Annotated in this window: 12 protein-coding genes; 8 read left to right on the top strand and 4 right to left on the bottom strand. The window is 38.5% G+C overall.

Features of this window, described 5'->3' with window-relative positions; all coding sequences use genetic code 11:
• Positions 1-12 precede the first annotated feature (12 nt).
• The 3 genes from T479_RS02080 to T479_RS02090 all read right to left on the bottom strand — a co-directional run bounded on the left by T479_RS02080 (position 13) and on the right by T479_RS02090 (position 3113).
• Positions 13-1578, bottom strand: coding sequence for an ABC-F family ATP-binding cassette domain-containing protein (locus tag T479_RS02080; protein ID WP_024362781.1), 1566 nt, complete (start codon positions 1576-1578; stop codon positions 13-15).
• Positions 1579-1668: 90 nt separating this feature from the next.
• Positions 1669-1854 (bottom strand): SE1832 family protein, encoded by a 186-nt coding sequence (locus T479_RS02085; protein ID WP_025218527.1) that lies wholly within the window; start codon positions 1852-1854, stop codon positions 1669-1671.
• Positions 1855-2066: 212 nt separating this feature from the next.
• On the bottom strand, positions 2067-3113 hold the full coding sequence (locus tag T479_RS02090) for a PseG/SpsG family protein (protein WP_024362783.1): 1047 nt from the start codon (positions 3111-3113) through the stop codon (positions 2067-2069).
• 218 nt (positions 3114-3331) lie between these two features.
• On the opposite strand from T479_RS02090, the gene T479_RS02095 reads away from it, so the two are divergent.
• The 5 genes from T479_RS02095 (at position 3332) to T479_RS02115 (ending at position 10740) form a co-directional block, all read left to right on the top strand.
• Positions 3332-4168 carry an NAD(P)H-binding protein gene (locus T479_RS02095; protein WP_038510114.1) on the top strand — a complete coding sequence of 279 codons (837 nt, stop codon included), beginning with the start codon at positions 3332-3334 and terminating at the stop codon, positions 4166-4168.
• A gap of 123 nt (positions 4169-4291) precedes the next feature.
• Complete coding sequence (locus T479_RS02100) at positions 4292-4846, top strand: NADPH-dependent FMN reductase (protein ID WP_024362785.1); 555 nt, start codon at positions 4292-4294, stop codon at positions 4844-4846.
• 186 nt (positions 4847-5032) lie between these two features.
• Complete coding sequence (locus T479_RS02105; protein WP_025218529.1) at positions 5033-8815, top strand: DEAD/DEAH box helicase; 3783 nt, start codon at positions 5033-5035, stop codon at positions 8813-8815.
• 1 nt (position 8816) lies between these two features.
• Positions 8817-9566 (top strand): hypothetical protein, encoded by a 750-nt coding sequence (locus T479_RS02110; RefSeq protein ID WP_025218530.1) that lies wholly within the window; start codon positions 8817-8819, stop codon positions 9564-9566.
• A 106-nt stretch (positions 9567-9672) separates the two neighbouring features.
• Positions 9673-10740: a glycosyltransferase family 2 protein gene (locus T479_RS02115; RefSeq protein ID WP_025218531.1), complete on the top strand. Its 1068-nt coding sequence runs from the start codon at positions 9673-9675 to the stop codon at positions 10738-10740.
• Between the two features lie 235 nt (positions 10741-10975).
• Here T479_RS02115 and T479_RS24165 read toward each other — a convergent pair whose 3' ends face one another.
• Positions 10976-11110 (bottom strand): hypothetical protein, encoded by a 135-nt coding sequence (locus tag T479_RS24165; RefSeq protein WP_255313808.1) that lies wholly within the window; start codon positions 11108-11110, stop codon positions 10976-10978.
• 517 nt (positions 11111-11627) lie between these two features.
• Between T479_RS24165 and T479_RS02120 the strand changes: the two genes are divergently transcribed.
• The 3 genes from T479_RS02120 (at position 11628) to T479_RS02130 (ending at position 18061) form a co-directional block, all read left to right on the top strand.
• The gene (locus T479_RS02120; protein ID WP_025218532.1) at positions 11628-13823 is read left to right on the top strand and encodes a DNA topoisomerase III; all 2196 of its coding nucleotides are present in this window, start codon (positions 11628-11630) and stop codon (positions 13821-13823) included.
• A gap of 1102 nt (positions 13824-14925) precedes the next feature.
• A complete protein-coding gene (locus T479_RS02125) occupies positions 14926-17001 on the top strand; it encodes a serine hydrolase domain-containing protein (RefSeq protein ID WP_025218533.1) in 2076 nt (691 codons plus the stop codon).
• 409 nt (positions 17002-17410) lie between these two features.
• Complete coding sequence (locus T479_RS02130) at positions 17411-18061, top strand: TetR/AcrR family transcriptional regulator (RefSeq protein ID WP_024362791.1); 651 nt, start codon at positions 17411-17413, stop codon at positions 18059-18061.
• The last annotated feature ends 85 nt before the right edge of the window (positions 18062-18146 follow it).

Below are 18146 nucleotides of genomic sequence, written 5' to 3' on the forward strand. Positions count from 1 at the left end.
TAGCTTTGCACTTTAGCTTTGTTGACCAGATGTGAACCAGTCTTGTACATTCCATACTTTCGTTACTAAACCTTCATAAAAATCAGGTTCATGGCTAACGAGTACGATTGTGCCTTTAAATTCTTTCATAGCACGTTTTAATTCTTCTTTTGCATCGACATCTAAGTGGTTTGTCGGTTCGTCAAATAGTAACCAGTTGGCTTCTTCCATCATGAGCTTACATAAACGAACTTTCGCTTGCTCACCACCAGATAAAGAATTAAGAGGGCGAGTGATGTGATCTGTTTTTAATCCAGCACGTGCTAATGCGGCGCGTACTTGTGCCTGCTCCATGGATGGGAAGGCGTTCCAGACATCGTCAATTGGTGTAATTTTATCTGCCTTTACTTCTTGTTCAAAGTAAGAAGGGGCTAAATAATCCCCACGAATAACTGTACCACTTAGCGGATTGATTTTACCGAGCATCGTTTTCAATAATGTAGATTTACCAACACCATTCATACCGACTAAGGCAATTTTCTCGCCGCGTTCAATCATAAATGAAAGTGGTGGTAGTAAGGGCTTGTCTTTATCGTAACCGATGACTAAATTTTCAGCTTCCACTACATAACGGCTTGGTGTACGAGCTTCTTTGAAACCAAATTCAGGTTTTACTGCTGTTTCAGGACGGTCAATTCGTTCTAGACGATCAAGCTGCTTCGCGCGAGATTTAGCACGACCCGTTGTAGAGTAACGCGCTTTATTTTTGGCGATAAAGTCTTCTTGTTTTTTGATGAATTCCTGTTGCTTTTCATATGCATCAATATGTTGACGTTTATTGATTTCAGCTAGCTCTAAAAACTTCTCGTACGTAGCTGTATAGCGAGTCAGTTTTGAAAACTCTAATTGGAAAATCACATCTACAGTCTCATTCATAAATTCCGTATCATGGGAAATTAATAAGAAAGCATGTGGATAGTTTTTTAAATAGTTTTTTAACCATGTAATATGCTCTTCGTCTAAATAGTTCGTTGGCTCATCGAGTAATAATACCTTTGGCTTTTCTAATAAAAGCTTTGCCAGTAATACTTTCGTACGTTGACCACCAGACAGGGCAGCTACATCACGTTCAAGTCCAATCGCATCCAAACCTAAACCACGTGCAACCTCTTCGATTTTCATATCGAGTGAATAAAAATCACCAGCATCAAGTGCATCTTGAACATCTGCCATTTGTTCTAGTAACTCTTCTAATTCTTCAGGTGTCGCTTCAGCCATCTTACCTGTAATTTCGTTTAACTCTTCTTCTTTTTTATATAGAGGGAGGAAGGCATCACGCAATACATCGCGCATAGTACGTCCAGCAGTCAGCACAGTATGTTGGTCTAAATAGCCATAATGTGTACCAGGTAGCCATTCAACCTTTCCGGCATCGTGAATTGTTTGCCCTGTAATAATTCCCATTAGAGTAGACTTTCCAACTCCGTTAGCGCCGACAAGACCAATATGATCGCCTTCAACTAAGCGGAAAGAAACATCTTTAAAAAGTGTGCGGTCACCAAACGAATGACCTAAGTTTTCAACTGTTAATATTGCCATATAGGTTGTTCCTCCATAATTTCGATTACGTCTTGTGTAGATAGATTCGCTGTACGACTGTTATTACATACAGTTGCAATATGCAAAATATTAAAGCTCTGCTAGTAGTTTGTTTAATTCGGCTAGCTTTGTTTCCATGTTAGCTAGGCGTTGCTCTGCATTAGCGACTTGGTCATTATGGCCTGTAGATTCAAGTTTTTCAATGTCGCCTTGTAAATTCATATAATCCATTTTTAATTCTTTAATTTGATATTCAATATCGCTTTTTGTTGGCATGGTTTGTCGCTCCTTTATCGTTTCATTTGTATTACTAATGCGTGTAAAAGCGATGGAGGTTATATCATCCCTCCACCGCTTAATTGTTAAAATCAATCGGGTACTGATGCTTTAAACTCCCTTGAAAATTCTAGCCTACATTCAACTAGAAGCAAGGGGAAAAGAAGTGAAAAATTCTAATATATTGTATCATATTCACCTTAAAAGAATCACTAAGTTGAAGCGATATTATGTCGATCATAAGCGAAATCGAGTAATAATGATTCCAATGTTTGGTTATTACTTGCGAGATTCAGCTGTCGCTGTTTTTTTACAGCCCGCTCACTACGAGCCTCATGCAATAAAAACTCCATCACCGCATTTTGTATTTGTGATTGTTTCATCTTACGGCCGAGACCGAGGTGTATAAAGCCGTTATGCTCACGAGGAAAAGCATGTAATAGCTCGTTCTCTGTTTGTGCAAGTGTAATACAAGGCACACCGTAAGAAGCAATTTTATAAGGTGTATAGTTCGCATTGCAGATAATGACATCGGCTTTAGGTAACAATTTGAGAAGTGCGTCTTTATCACGCAATAGGGCAGTATTACGACGACTAAGTACCATCATTTGCAAGTCATCCGTCGCATGGCGATAGCTATCATCTATCATTACTGTAATTTGTAGTGGGATTTGTAGCTGGGTTAGGTGGCGAAGAGTTCGATACGTTAAGTTATGCTCGTCCCCATCCTCAAAAGCAACAACAATATGAGGAGGGTTTTCAGAGACTTTAACATCAGGTAATGATTCCGTATGTTGATAGGCTTCTGGTAATGCAAAGGCAAAACTGCCACCAATATAATGAGATGGAAAATAATCTTTCACTTCTTGATAGAGTGCGAGTAACACACAATCACAGGCTTGGCCACCATCACCAAAGTCATCAAAATGAATCATCGTTTTACAGAATGGTCGTAAACTTTCCACTTGCCAACTTTCGGAGTTACGACCGTCCCTGACAATTAAATCAGGCTGTATAGCTTTGATTTGCTTAGGTAATTCGTCAAAAAGATCGAATAGTATTGGTGAAAGATTGTGATGCATTAAAATTTGAATCCCATCATTAGAAGGGGTTTTGACGAATATGAAAACGTCCTCTTGCACAAGCAACTTAGCCAATGTTGCAACCCGTTCAAAAGGATACAGCCCTTTATCAATACAGCTTTCAATTATGAAAACAATCGATTTTTTCGGTTTTATTGTTTGTGTTTCGTTTTGCAAATGTATCCCATCCTTTCATCTGTCTATTTAAATTATGGTGAAAAATGGGCAAGTATGTGTAAAAATTAACATTAGATAAAGAAAGTATGTAGTTAAACTTCAAAAATGGCGTTTGTCATACCGATGAATAATAGAGAGGATAAGCTATATTCTTATTCATACTATACATATCTAGTAACCGTCTATGTTAAGGCAGATAGGAGGAGTAGAGATTGGGTATGCGTTCGGCAATTGTTGTGGGAGCCACTGGGTTAACGGGAAGCTCGCTCATAGAACAGTTATGTGAAAATGATGAATACGTTTCGGTCATCGTTATTGCACGAAGAAAGCTTCACTATGAACACCCGAAGTTAGAGGTCAAGATTCGTAACTTTGACACACTAGAAGAAAAGGATATTGAATTTGCTCATGAGTTATATTGTTGTTTAGGTACTACTATCAAAAAGGCAGGCTCACGTGAAGAATTTGAAAAAGTGGATTTTGAATTTCCACTAGCTATTGCTTCATTAGCGAAAAAACAAGGGATTCCCCATTTGCTTGTTATAACGGCAATGGGTGCAAATGAACGGTCGAAAATTTACTATAATCGGGTGAAGGGGAAGTTGGAGCAGGCTTTAATAGAGCTAGGTATGCAACGCTTATCCATTATTCGTCCATCTCTGTTAGTAGGGCAACGAGATGAGTTTCGTTTTGGTGAGAAGGCTGGGGAAAAGGTGTTAAAGCTTGCTAAACCTTTGCTAATAGGACCATTAAAACGTATGCGTGCTATCGATGCTTCACAGGTGGCAAAAGCGATGCTTGTTATTGCGTTACATGGCAAGAAGCAACCAGTGACCATCTATCCTTCCCAACAGCTAGCTACAATGGATTTTCCAAAAGTGGTTCACGAAGAGTTTGCACGTGAGGAGCTATTTAATTGGCAAAAGCGAAAAGGTGCAGATGTAACTGAAGCGGACAAGGTAAATCGAGAGGTTATCATTAATCGAGATAAATTTAAAGTGGAGGAAAGCGTAGTAGACAAAGAGGTAACATTTCATCGCAAAAATGAAAAATAGGTACCTTTCATATCATTCCGCCTAAAGACTGAATTTCATGTTTTGACTGCTACAATTCTTCCCGTGACTCTATTCATTTGTTACAATATTATTGTAGAAGATGAATGTGGAGGCAAAATGAATATGAAAATTTTACTCGTTGATGGCACAATGTTTGGGCGTAAAACTGGTGCTATTTTAGAGCAAGTAGAGCATTATATTAAAGAATTCGATGCTAGTTTCGACTTAGAAATTATGCATTTTAGTGAATATAAGCATCAAATTGTCGATGGTTCACCATTAAATGATGATATGAAAAAAATGATACAAAAATTTGAAGAAGCGGATGCGTATATTATTGCTACGCCAATTTTCCAAGCTTCAATTCCAGGTGTGTTAAAAAATGCATTCGATTTCTTACATCCGAAAACGATGCGTTATAAGCCTGTTTCTATCGTAGCGAATGGTGGCACATATCAGCACCATTTAGTAGTTGAAAATCAACTAAAACCAATTTTAGACTACTTCCGTGCGCTTGTAACACCAAACTATGTCTATACACATACATCACATTTTGATGCAGACAATAAAATTGTAGACGAGGATGTTCATAATCGTTTACGTGAAATGGCTCGCGTTTTTGTCCAGTACTGTGAAATGAGTAAATCATTACCGAAAGAAACAATAGACCAACATTAAACAAAGGTAAGTACTGTTCCTAAACAGTTATGACGAGCAAGAGTCACACTGATGCGTAATTTTGCAATATTATAAAGTCCCTTGTGCAGTGGAAGGAAATCACTGTGCAGGGGATTTTTCTTTTCTGAAATCCTTTTACGATATGATAAAATAGTACTTTAGTGAATTCGGAAGGGAGGGCAGCTCATGCAGAACATCGCTTTACTAGAGAAACAACGCTGTAATTTAATTTTGACGAATAAGGCGAAGGAGGCGGTAGAGGAATGCTCAGCAAATGAGCATGCCTTTTTTGCGTTACAAAAAACATTGACCGTCTATATTGAAAAAAGAAAAGCAAAAACAATTGGCGAAACGTTTTTATCGATTTATTTTAATGCAGAGCATAATGAAAAGTTAGACAGTATATTGGCCGGAAAAACAGCGATTATGGATTGTGTGTTAAAAGTGGAAGGGTTATTAGCAACAAATATACGTTTTGTACATATTCGTGGTCCAATTAGTACGAATCGTCGTTTACCAGCGGCATTGCAATTTGTCACAAAGCCCAATAATGGGGCTGGTATCCCGCTTGATCTTCACACGAAAATTAGAGAGCTACCGATTGCAGAGGAACGGACAGAATATGTGAAAAAGCGTATTGCAAGTTGGGAAGGCTATTTAAAAATTCAAGAACGTGATGCGACGATTGATGATATTCATACGGACTTTAAACAAAGCTACTATAATGAAGATTTTTCACGTTTAACACTAGTATGTCCCTATGTGAAAGCGAAGGAATGGAAGCAACTTGAAGGTTTAAGTGTGAGCATCCAAGGGGTACGTGGTGAAATTGGACAAGTGTTAAAAGCGAACGCGGGTAAGCAAACAGTGGAAGTTGACTTAAAGCCTTTTGCACAGGAGCAAGCACGCAAAGACCAGCTAAATTTGCGTTCAAAACAAGCAAGCTTTAGTAATTTTGCGACACTAAGTCAAATTCGACGCTTACGTAACGGCTTTACAAAGCTTGAAAAAGGTGAAGCAGTAAATGCTAGCTTAGAAACGATTTTATTTGAAAAGCGTCCGACTGTCCGTACAGCAAAGCTTCGTGAAGATATTGAGTTTCATAATAATTTAAATGAATATCAACGGAAAGCTGTCATCGGCGCGTTATCTGTAGAAGATTTGTATGTTATTCAAGGGCCCCCTGGAACAGGGAAAACAACGGTTATTTCAGAGATTTGCCAGCAAAACGTAAAAGCAGGCTTAAAAACACTCGTTGCCTCACAGTCAAACTTAGCTGTTGATAATGCCTTAGGAAGACTTCTCTCCAATCAAGAAATTCGTATTTTACGATATGGCCGAACAGAAAGTATTGAAGAAGAGGGGAAAAAATTCATTGAGGAAAATGTTGCCCTACATTGGCGTGAGCAAACATTAGCTGCTGTTGAAGAAGAAATTACGGCTTTTACTGAACGTGAACAAGAATTACAAGCCAGTATAAGTAAAACAACTGATGAGCTAACGAAATTGCAAGCGTGGCTTGAAGAACTAACAAAGGAAATTGCTGCTAAGGAGCAAGCGGCAATCGACGAACCCATTTTACAAAAAGAAATTCAATCGCTTAAAAAAGAGTTAAAAACGGCAAAAGCGGAAAAAGAAGCGAGTGAAGCACAAAAAGAGCATTATGAAAAACAGCTTGCACAGTTAGAGTCCGCTATTCAATCACAGGAGCTCATAGTAGCTGAATACGCATCCGCTGAACAGTTACAACAAACGATTCAAGACAACACCATCAAAATAGAGCAATGGCAAGCGGCTATTCAATATAAAGAATTACTTGTAGAAAAACAAGAGCTCACAACCCAGTTTCAAGATATTCAAGTGAAATATGAACAAGAAAATAAGCGATTGCTTTTCATGAAGGAAAGTCAAAATTATATCGCTTCATTAACAACCTATGACCGTATCCAACGGTTTTTACAGCATTATCAAGTTCAACCTTCACCTGTGTTAGCGCAGCAAATTCGACGACTAGAGCATTTAGAGGATGCGAAAGATTTAGAAGCATGGGCAACCATAAATACGCGTCTACAAAAAGCGATTGCAAAACTTGAAGCGTCGGTTTCACCTGATGGGAAAGAGCGGGCGCTTGCGAAAAGTCGTCAACAGCCTGTTCAATCGTTCTCCCTACAAAATTTAAACGGCGTTTTTGCACAGCTAAATGCCTCATTTCAAGAAGGGCAAACACCGTCAGTGGAACAGTTAGAAAGCTATTTACTGGGACTGTATATGCGTCGCGATTTTGTGTGGCAAAAGGGGATGGCACTTCGCCAACAACAGGAGCATAAAGATCGTGAATTTGAGTCGCTCCGTAAAAATATCGCGAGTTTAATACACCAAGAATGTGCAATTACAAGCTTCGATGTACAAAGCTTGCAGCGTCAATTGCAGCCGTATATAGCTCATACCGAGCGTTTACAACAACTTGCAAATACGTTCCAAGCTGAGACTATGCCAGAAGAATCTGTAGAGCAGTTGAAAATGCTCGTAACTACAACGCAATCCTCTGTGCAAACAGCCCGTCAGCAGCTTCAGGCTGTTGAACAAGCAAATACACAGCTTTTACCGAAAAGAGCGGCACATCAAACAGCTAAGGTAAGCTTACAAGAGATTGACGAAGAGCTAGCGCAATTAGAAGAAAAAATTAAAGCTATTAATATAGAAGGACTAAAAAAGGAAAAACAACTAACGGCTTTAACAACATTGCTACAAGCTACACCAGAGCGCACACTAGAAGAAGTGAAGGAAGCTATTCAAACAGCAATTGAAAGTTTAGAAGAGCTACATCGAAAACAACAGCAGCTACCTCTACGTAAGAAATTACAAGAGCAATGGCGCGATAAGCTACAAAACGCTACGGAATATGATTTAGATGAAATTCGTAAATTGTATGTGCGTCATGCCAACGTAATCGGCACAACATGCGTTGCTTCGGCAAGCAAGGAGTTTATGGAGAACTATCCAACGTTTGATGTTGTAATAATCGACGAAGTATCGAAGGCTACACCGCCAGAGCTATTATTACCAATGCTAAAAGGCAAAAAAATTATTTTAGTGGGTGACCATCATCAATTACCTCCGTTGCTTGGTGATGATACGTTGGAGGAAACATTGAAAGGAATGCTAGAAGAAAATCCTAATTTTGATGGGGCGCAAGAGTTGAAAAGCTTGCTTCGTGAGTCGCTATTTGAGCGATTATTTAATAACCTACCTTCAACACATAAGCAAATGCTTGCATTGCAGTATCGTATGCATGAAAAAATCATGCACAGCATTACACCATTTTACGCTAAGGAAGAAAACGGCTTGCAATGTGGATTACCAGATTCGGATGCAGCCCGTGACCATGGCTTAGAAGGGCAATTTGTCGGTCGTGATGATCATTTGCTGTGGATTGATATGCCAGCGGAAAGACCGTTTTTAGAGGAACAAGTTAAGGGTGGCACAAGTCGTTATAATGAAGGAGAACTACAAACAATCCGCAGTATTTTAACAGACTTAAATAGTGCTGTAATGGAAGCGAAAAAGGCTGGTCGCATACCACAGGATGCACAAAAAAGTGTAGGCGTTATTAGCTTTTATGGCGAGCAGGTGAAGAAAATTAATCGCCTTCTCCAACAGGAATTACAGTTACCACATCTCCAATTTAGAACGGGCACAGTCGATAAGTTCCAAGGGATGGAGATGGATGTCATCTTAGTGAGTATGGTGCGGAATACGCCAAAGGGAGGGGACATTGGCTTTGCGAGAGATTATCGCAGGTTAAATGTCGCGCTATCTCGTGCGCGAGAACTGTTAATGCTTGTCGGCAGTGCTGATATGTTTGCAAAACGTGCGAAACATCAGGATACACGTGATATGTACAGCAATCTTTTAACAACGGTGAAATCCTACAATGGCTTACGTAATCATAAAGGACAGGTGATGTAGGGTGTTGAAAATACAGCAACGTTTAATGAGAGAGTTACAACAAAATCGTCATGTCAAAATAGTAAAGGCAACGGATTGGTGCATTCCAATTCGTACCATTGAGGTAACATATGAGCCGATTCGTCGCTCTACGATGGATGTCTTGATGCAAATGCTGTTAATAAGCATGCAGGAAGCGAATTTTCAAAATGTGCAGGAGTTAAGTGAGCTTTTACTAGTAGACCCACTGTTTATTGAGGATTTAGTATCATTAATGTCTCGCGTGCGTCTTATCGAGCAATCAGAGGGCTTCTATACATTAACCCCTAAAGGACAACAACAGTTGGCACGTGGCATTTTCGAAGAGGAGTTAGAAGTCGAAACAGCGACTTTGTTATTTAGTCCATGCCACCAAGCGATTCTCCCTGTTGGAGAAGACGAGATAGAGGAATTTGATGAGTTGCCAGCTCCTTATCGTTATGTTGATAAAGAGGCGGAGCAACAAGAACAATTTGATGAGGCAATGTTGCTTATAGCTTTACAGCAGGGAGAGGAAGAAGCATCAAGCTCGCAGAAAATAATCGAAACCATTGTGACATCAGAAGCGAAACAAATCAATGATATTCCATGTCTAGAATTTCTTCTTTACGATAAGGAACAAGATATTATCTACGTTCGTGTATGGAATACTTTGTTAAATAAATGGGACGAAGAGCTAGAACAGCAACTTACAGACCAAGAGCAGCCACAATGGCGAGCACAATATTTATAAATGCGAGAACGAGCGGCGCAGTTGCCGTTCGTTTTTTTTGTGCATTTAGATAACAGCGTGCAAATTTTCTAGCCTGCATATATTACTTACATAAAGGAGGGTCCTAATGATAACGATTAGTTTATGTATGATTGTCAAAAATGAAGAAAGCTTGCTCGAAAGATGTTTAGATTCCGTCCAACATGTAGTGGATGAAATCAATATTATTGATACTGGCTCAACTGATCGTACAAAGGATATTGCACAGCACTATACCTCTAGAATTTTTGATTTTCCGTGGTGCGATGATTTTGCAAAGGCGCGGAACTTTTCCTTCCAGCAAGCAACGAAAGATTATATTTTGTGGCTTGATGCAGATGATGTGCTCACATCTGAACATCAGCAAAAGTTAGTACAATTAAAGCAATTTCTTTATCCAAGCATCGATGCAGTTTCAATGGATTATGTTGTAACGCTAGAGGCGGATGGGACTGTCGCAACGAGTGAAAAAAGATACCGGTTAGTAAAGCGAGCACGTCATTATCAGTGGCGGGGAGCAGTGCATGAGTTTTTGGATGTAACAGGTAACATCTATAAAAGTGATGTAGCAGTTGTGCATGTACCAGTAAAGCAACAAACAGCTCGTAATCTACGCATATATGAGCGGTTAATAGCAGACGGATATACATTTGCGACAAGAGATTTTTTCCATTATGCAAATGAATTAAAACAACACAGCCGTTTTTTAGAAGCAATTAATCACTATCATACATTTTTAGATACAGCACTCGAAACATCTGAGGCCCAAGTTCAAGCTTGTTTAAATTTAGCAGATTGCTATGAGCAATTACAAGATACCAAGAATGCGACACAGGCTGTTTTTCAATCATTATTGTATGATCAGCCAAAACCGGAAACATGCTGTCGAATCGGCCAACACTTTATGGCGCAATCGAAAAATAAGGAAGCAATTTATTGGTATTCCCAAGCTTTACAAGTAACGCCTTGCACTATTGGCGTTTACAAACGAGCATACTCAACATGGATACCGCATTATCAATTAAGTCTATTATATGATCGATTACGGCTTTATGAAAATGCCTATGAACACAATGAAGCAGCACGCCACCATAAACCAAACAATCAACGCATACTTGACCATCAACAATATCTTCGCAAACAGCTACACAAATGACTGGTTGCAAAATACCCGCGGAGTAAAGAGGTTTACCCGCGAAAGCACTATAAACTCCCATCAGTGTTGAAAAAAGAATCTGCCTATACCCCTCCTCGTAACAGTAAAGAGTGCTATGCAGATTCTTCTTTTTATTACTATATAAATTTATGGCATGATTCCACTTACATATTAATGACTGCCACAAGCTTCACTTTGATTCAGTTTTGCACAATCCAATGGAATACCTTAGAACTTATTCAACGATTTCATTTACATATGAAGAAACATCAATATAATCTACATAAATCGCGTGACCAATAATAAGTGACAAAACAACAATAATCGTAATAATAATCACATTTCGTGGTCTAAAGTCTTGAGCTTGCATTTTCTTCTCCTCCTTCATAATTTTGAGAATATTATGGCAATTCAATATATGTTAAGGGAATAGGAGTATGCAGTTTTAAAAATACTTTTTTATGTAAATGTTTAATTATAAAACCTTAAAGGAATACAATATAGGCAAATATGAGGGATGGAACGATGAATGATGCAACAGTTAAAAATTTTACTAGCTTATGTACATTTTACTAGATGAAAAAAAGAAAATTCAAGACGCAACTAATCATTTCACACAACTTTTCTTCTACAGCCCATTGAATGTTGAACCAGTTGTTTGCAATGTGAAACTACATTTTCATATGAAAATTGTCGTTAAACTAGACTGCCTAGCTGCTCCTGATAAACTAGCAGCCTTCCTATGCATACTTAAAATCATCTTTAATACTTTTGAAAATTCCACTCATCACCTTAGTAGGACTTCTAAGTAAGAGTGGCTAAAAAAATTTTACGCTTTACTTGTGGTATATTTAACATGACAGATGTAAGTAAAGGAGTATGAAAATATGGCAAAAAGTTTAGTAATTGCCGAAAAACCATCCGTTGCGCGTGACATCGCAAATGTACTAAAATGCACAAAAAAAGGGAATGGTTTTTTAGAAGGCGACAAATATATTGTGACGTGGGCACTGGGACATCTTGTAACATTAGCGGACCCAGAAGCATATGACGTGAAGTATAAAACATGGAATTTAGAAGATTTACCAATGCTTCCGGAACGCATGAAATTGGTTGTAATGAAGCAAACAGGTAAACAATATAATGCGGTGAAATCGCAACTAACTCGAAATGATGTAAAAGAAATAATTGTAGCTACGGACGCTGGGAGAGAGGGCGAATTAGTAGCACGCTGGATTATTGAAAAAGCAAACACTAAAAAGCCAATCAAACGTCTATGGATTTCTTCTGTAACCGACAAAGCAATTAAAGAGGGCTTTGCAAATCTTAAGCCAGGCAAAAATTATGAAAATCTATATCATGCTGCTGTAGCTCGTAGTGAAGCCGACTGGTATATCGGATTGAATGCAACACGTGCTTTAACAACACGTTTTAATGCACAATTAAACTGCGGGCGTGTACAAACACCTGTTGTTGCCATGGTTGCAGCTCGCGAAGAAGAAATTAAAAATTTTAAACCTCAAACATATTGCGGTATTGAAGCAAAAACAAAAGATAATTTAAAACTTACTTGGCAAGATGCAAAAGGCAATAGCCGTAGCTTTGAAAAAGGTAAAATCGATACCATCATTAAAAAACTAGGTAACAACAACGCAAAGGTAATTGAAGTAGAGCGTAAGCCTAAAAAATCGTTTGCACCTGGGCTGTATGATTTAACAGAATTACAACGCGATGCGAATAAAATTTTTGGTTACTCTGCGAAAGAAACTTTAAATATTATGCAAAAGCTATATGAGCAACATAAAGTATTAACGTATCCTCGTACTGATTCACGATATATTTCAAGCGATATCGTAGCAACGTTACCAGAACGTCTAAAAGCATGCGGAATTGGCGAATACCGCCCGTTTGCTAATAAAATTTTATCTAAACCTATAAAAGCAACTAAAGCGTTTGTAGACGATGCTAAAGTTTCTGATCACCATGCGATCATTCCAACTGAAGAATACGTAAATTTCGCAAACTTTAATGATAAAGAACGTAAGATTTATGATTTAGTTGTAAAACGTTTCTTAGCGGTATTTTTCCCAGCACATGAATTTGAACAATTAACGTTACGCGCGAAAATTAGTGATGAAAATTTTGTTGCAAAAGGAAAAACAATCACTGTAGCTGGTTGGAAGGAAGTATATGAAAACCGCTTTGATGATGAGGAATCGAATGACGACTTAAAAGAGCAAGTTTTCCCTCGAATCGAAAATGGCACAACATTAGAAGTTCATTTAATTGCACAAACAACGGGTCAAACAAAACCTCCAGCACGTTTTACTGAAGCAACATTACTATCTGCGATGGAAAACCCAACAAAGTATTTAGAGAGTAATGATAAACAGTTAGCCGATACTTTAAAATCAACGGGGGGATTAGGTACTGTAGCAACGCGTGCCGATATTATTGATAAGCTTTTTAATTCCTTTATGATTGAGCAACGAGGCGGTAAAGAAATTTATATTACTTCAAAAGGTCGCCAGCTATTAGATTTAGTGCCTGAAGAATTACGCTCACCTGCAACGACTGCTGAATGGGAACAAAAGTTGGAGTTGATTGCAAAAGGGAAATTGAAGAAAGAAGTATTTATCAATGAAATGAAGCAACACACGAAAAAAATAGTTGCAGAAATCAAATCAAGCGATAAGAAGTATAAGCATGATAATATTTCAACGAAATCATGCCCTGATTGCAACAAACCAATGCTTGAAGTGAACGGTAAGAAAGGTAAGATGCTTGTATGCCAAGATCGTGAATGTGGATACAAGAAAAATGTAGCTCGCATAACGAACGCTCGTTGTCCTCAATGTAAGAAAAAACTAGAGTTACGTGGTGAAGGCGATGGTCAAATCTTCGTATGTAAATGCGGACATCGTGAAAAATTATCTGCCTTTGAAGCTCGTCGCAAAAAAGAAGGTGGCGGAAAAGTGGATAAGCGAAGTGTACAAAAGTATTTGAAACAACAAGCAAAAGAAGAAGAACCTTTGAATAATCCGTTTGCAGATCTATTAAAAGGCTTTAATTCTGATAATTAAATCATCAGAAGATTTAGGACTATGGGGCTGGGACAAAACTAAAAAAATTTAAGGAACAGAGGAAAGGTGTTCATAAATTTTTGCTATATGGAGACCTTAGCTATTCTTACTTTTGCAATTTTAAAAATTAGACGTGTTCACTAGTTGTTGATAGCGAAGGCGGTGACTCCAGCGGGAACAGCACATAATGTTAGACGCAACAGACCGCGCGTTAGCGAGGGTTGCGGCTTACGGTGTGCCCGCGGAAAGCACCGCCGTAGCGGACAACAACGGCATAGCAAAAAAGTGTGTTAACTAGTAGAAATTTAGTTTTCATTCTGGCAAATACGTTTCAATATCGGTATCACTAATAAATTGACCTAAACCAGAAGCTTCTCGATGTAAAAAATAAATCTTTGCAGAATATCGTAGGTCTATTATTTTCGGGTAGATAGAATATTACTCGCTAACAAAGCAGCTGAACGAGGCATAGAATGATATTTAACGTAGCGCTCTTAATGAAATACATGCATTTGATTTGCTCCCTGTTGGATAGCCAGATTAATCTGTTTATCCAACAGGGAGATATTTTTTTAGGATTAAGCTATATATTTTATATGTACATAAAGGTAGAAACAACAAATTATTAGTAATAAAATTCCCTAACACCAATGTTCGAGGGCATTTTGTAGAAAATCTCCGTCCTCCAATCCGTATTTAGGAATTTTGCCTAACGTTAGTAAAGTAATATTCCTAGCTCCACGCTCCATTTCTATTCAATACGAAGTTTGTAGTCCACATTTTTCTGCTAGTTCTTCTTACTTTTCAATTTCTCTCAAACACCAACTCTCTCCACTAACAGTTATTTTAATCACCGCACTTAAAGACTATGTGAACGGAGGACATAAGAAAATTAACATCATCTCCACGCTATAGTGGAGAGATTTTTTGTTTGATATTTATATTAATAGAAATATTTGACTGTAATAACAAAACTGTGTTATCTTGTGTATAACAGATTTGCTGTGGATATTTACCAAATTAGTTGGAAGGAGAGGTTCTGATCTAGATTAGTTGAGCTATACTGCAAAAACAAATTGATTACTTATCTAAGGGGGCAATTATGAAAAATAAACTATCTGCGGTGTTAGCCGCTACATTAGCATTAACAATAAGTCTACCAACTGGGGCGTTGGCGTTTTCTAATAGTCAGACTGCGGTTGTGGCTAGCCAAGAATTAGCTAGTCAAGAACTAAAAAAGATTGCGGAAGAGAAGGCTGCGCTACTTACGAATTCCTATGAGACGACTAGCGTGCAGTATGCGCTAATTGATAATGGTAAACTTGTTTTGTCAGGTCAGACAGGCAAGAATGATATGGAAGGGAAACAGCCGCTGACTAAAGATACTTTATACGGGATTGGTTCAGTCAGTAAAATGTATGCAACTGCAGCTGTTATGAAATTGGTCGATGAAGGAAAAGTCGATTTGGATGAACCTGTTGTCCACTATATTCCTGATTTCAAGATGAAAGATGAGCGTTACAAAAGCATTACGCCACGTATGCTATTAAACCACTCCTCTGGCTTGCAAGGTAGTACGTTTACTAATACTTTTTTATTTAACGATAATGATACTTATGCCCATGATAACTTGTTACGCCAATTATCCAACCAACAATTGAAGGCTGATCCTGGCGCGTTCTCAGTATACTGCAACGACGGTTTTACGTTAGCCGAGATAATGGTCGAAAGAGTCAGCGGTATGAGCTTTACGGAATTTATCCATCAACAGTTTACAGAACCTTTAAAGCTAAATCATACGAAAACGCCACAGGACGAATGGGAAAATGATAAGCGGGCAGGACTTTATTTTCCAACATATCAAGGACAGCTTCCACCTGAATCAGTGAATGTGATTGGTACGGGAGGGATTTCTTCCACTGCCGAAGATGTTGTGCAATTCTCACAAATATTTATGGGACAGGGAAAAGGAATCCTCTCTGACAAGGCAGTTCAGGCGATGGAGCAAGAGGAATATAAAAAAGGAATGTGGCCAGAGGATGGAGATAGTATTATCAACTATGGTCTTGGTTGGGATAGTGTGAAACTATATCCATTTAGTGAATATGGGATAAAAGGTTTGGCTAAAGGCGGCGACACGGGATTGCAACATGCTTCACTGGTTGTACTTCCTGAACAGAAGATGGCAATGGCTGTGTTATCATCTGGCGGTAGCAGTATGACAAATCAACTGATGGCGACTGAAATACTGCTCGCTGCGCTTAAAGAGAAGGGCACAATTAAGGACATCAAGCCGAGTAAATCCTTTGGCAAGCCAGTCAAGGACAAAATGCCTGAAGACCTAGCAAAGAATGCAGGTTTTTATGGCAATAGTTCCGGTCATTTCAAAATAGAAATTACGAAGAATGACGAACTAATCTTGCCAACTAATCCAGAAGAAAAATATATATATACTGCCGATGGAAGCTTTATGAATGAGAATGGTACCGCCAAGCTTAACTTCGTCACGGAGAAGAATGGACGAACTTATTTGAAGGAGAGCACATATTCGTCTCTGCCAGATTTAGGGCAAATAGCGATTACGCATTATGTAGCCGAGAAACTTGAAGACAATGTGCTATCGAAAGAAACAGCTGCCGCATGGGCAAAGCGAGAAGGCGTCAAGTTTTATCTTGTGAGTGAGAAATTTAGTTCTTTGCTATATTTTGCACCAATCGTACCCATCCAAATGAGCAAGGAAGGGATAGATGGCTATTGGGGAAGCAGTAAGATTACAGGCCCTAACACGGCGATGCATCAGCTCCAAATACCTGTGATGGGTGGCCGTGATACGGCGGAAGCCCGTTTCTATACAGAAGGTGACGATGAATATTTAGAGATGTCCGGATTTTTATACGTAAGTGAATCCAACTTAAAACCGCTTAATGCAAGCCAATCATCCAAAGTTACACTACAAGCAAATGGACATGCGAGCTGGTTTACAATCCCGGAAGCGTTAGCAGGGAAAACGATGACGGTGGAGTTGCCATCAAATAGTTCGTTTGCGGTGTATGATGACAAGGGACTATGTATTAATTTTACTGTTGTAAATGGCAATAACAAAGTAAAACTGCCGAAGAACGGAACGGTAGTATTTGCTGGTGCATCGAATTCGGAATTTGCAATCACGTTGAACTAGCTACAATTCAAGAGGGACTTCAACAAAACCAGTAGGACATCGGAAAGATGTTTTGCTGGTTTTGTTTGTATAAGGTTATATCAGCGTGCTACTTTCGGCATCGACACCAACGCCTCGAGGTATTTTTTATAAATTGTTTGAGTGACTGGCACGCAAGTAATGAATTTTAAATGGTGTGCATACAGTTATTGTATGTGTTTTGTGAAAGTGGTACATTATTTTATTCTGTTTAATGTAGTTTATTTTCTTTTTAATGTCATTAAAATTCTTTTTTAAACTAGACAGTGAATTTTTGTGATGCTATATTTAGAGTGTCATAGTTTTTATAATTAGGAAAATTAAGAAAATGTTAGTCCTAGTTATAGGGAACAAAGGGGTAAGTGTTATAAAAGAAGGATGATAGATGCCTATGGTAAAAAAAACGTTAAAACAAAGAATTGTAGATGCTTCTGTAGTACTGTTTCAGCAAGATGGCTATCACAATGTAACAGTTGAACGCATTGTGGAGTATATTGGCGCATCAAAAGGTGGGTTTTATCATAATTTTAAATCGAAAGATGAACTGTTGTATGAGGTTCATGACGTGTTTATTTCCTATGTGATTAAACAGTCACAGGAAGCGTATGACAAATACGATACACCGATTAAACGCTTATGTGCAATGCTTCAAACGTTGACCCAAGTGTTTGATGTGTACCAATCTCATATTACCGTATTTTATGAGGAAAGCCGTTCTTTATCAGAAGAATATAGTGCAATCATTCATAAGAAGCGGGATCAATATCGGGATATTTTACAAAAGGTGATTGAAGAAGGGCAACAGACAAAGGATTTTCGTGCTGAATTGCCTTGTACAATTGTAACAATGGCCATTGTAGGGATGATTAACTGGACATATATGTGGTTTAAACAAACGGGTCCGTTAACAATGGAGGAAATTACAGAAGTATTTACAGATATGATATTACGAGCTATTGTGACAGACCAAGCTATGGAAGAAGCAACTCAATTTATGGTAAAGATGAAGCCAGAAGAACAAGCTGGTTTTATTAATGTTTAGTACAGACCGACTAGTCGGTCTAAATATTGTGTAACTGTCGTCTGAATGAATTCCGCTATGGCAAATTGGATATTAGGGGGAAATG

It is taken from the genome of Lysinibacillus sphaericus (assembly GCF_000600105.1).
Taxonomy (GTDB): domain Bacteria; phylum Bacillota; class Bacilli; order Bacillales_A; family Planococcaceae; genus Lysinibacillus; species Lysinibacillus sphaericus.

Excerpts from the sequence above, each read along its gene's own strand:
- T479_RS02120 (WP_025218532.1), top strand. The coding sequence starts at position 11,628 with ATGGCAAAAAGTTTAGTAATTGCCGAAAAACCATCCGTTGCGCGTGAC.
- T479_RS02085 (WP_025218527.1), bottom strand. The coding sequence starts at position 1,854 with ATGCCAACAAAAAGCGATATTGAATATCAAATTAAAGAATTAAAAATG.
- T479_RS02095 (WP_038510114.1), top strand. The coding sequence starts at position 3,332 with ATGCGTTCGGCAATTGTTGTGGGAGCCACTGGGTTAACGGGAAGCTCG.
- T479_RS02130 (WP_024362791.1), top strand. The coding sequence starts at position 17,411 with ATGGTAAAAAAAACGTTAAAACAAAGAATTGTAGATGCTTCTGTAGTA.
- T479_RS02115 (WP_025218531.1), top strand. The coding sequence starts at position 9,673 with ATGATAACGATTAGTTTATGTATGATTGTCAAAAATGAAGAAAGCTTG.
- T479_RS02100 (WP_024362785.1), top strand. The coding sequence starts at position 4,292 with ATGAAAATTTTACTCGTTGATGGCACAATGTTTGGGCGTAAAACTGGT.
- T479_RS24165 (WP_255313808.1), bottom strand. The coding sequence starts at position 11,110 with ATGCAAGCTCAAGACTTTAGACCACGAAATGTGATTATTATTACGATT.
- T479_RS02125 (WP_025218533.1), top strand. The coding sequence starts at position 14,926 with ATGAAAAATAAACTATCTGCGGTGTTAGCCGCTACATTAGCATTAACA.
- T479_RS02105 (WP_025218529.1), top strand. The coding sequence starts at position 5,033 with ATGCAGAACATCGCTTTACTAGAGAAACAACGCTGTAATTTAATTTTG.
- T479_RS02080 (WP_024362781.1), bottom strand. The coding sequence starts at position 1,578 with ATGGCAATATTAACAGTTGAAAACTTAGGTCATTCGTTTGGTGACCGC.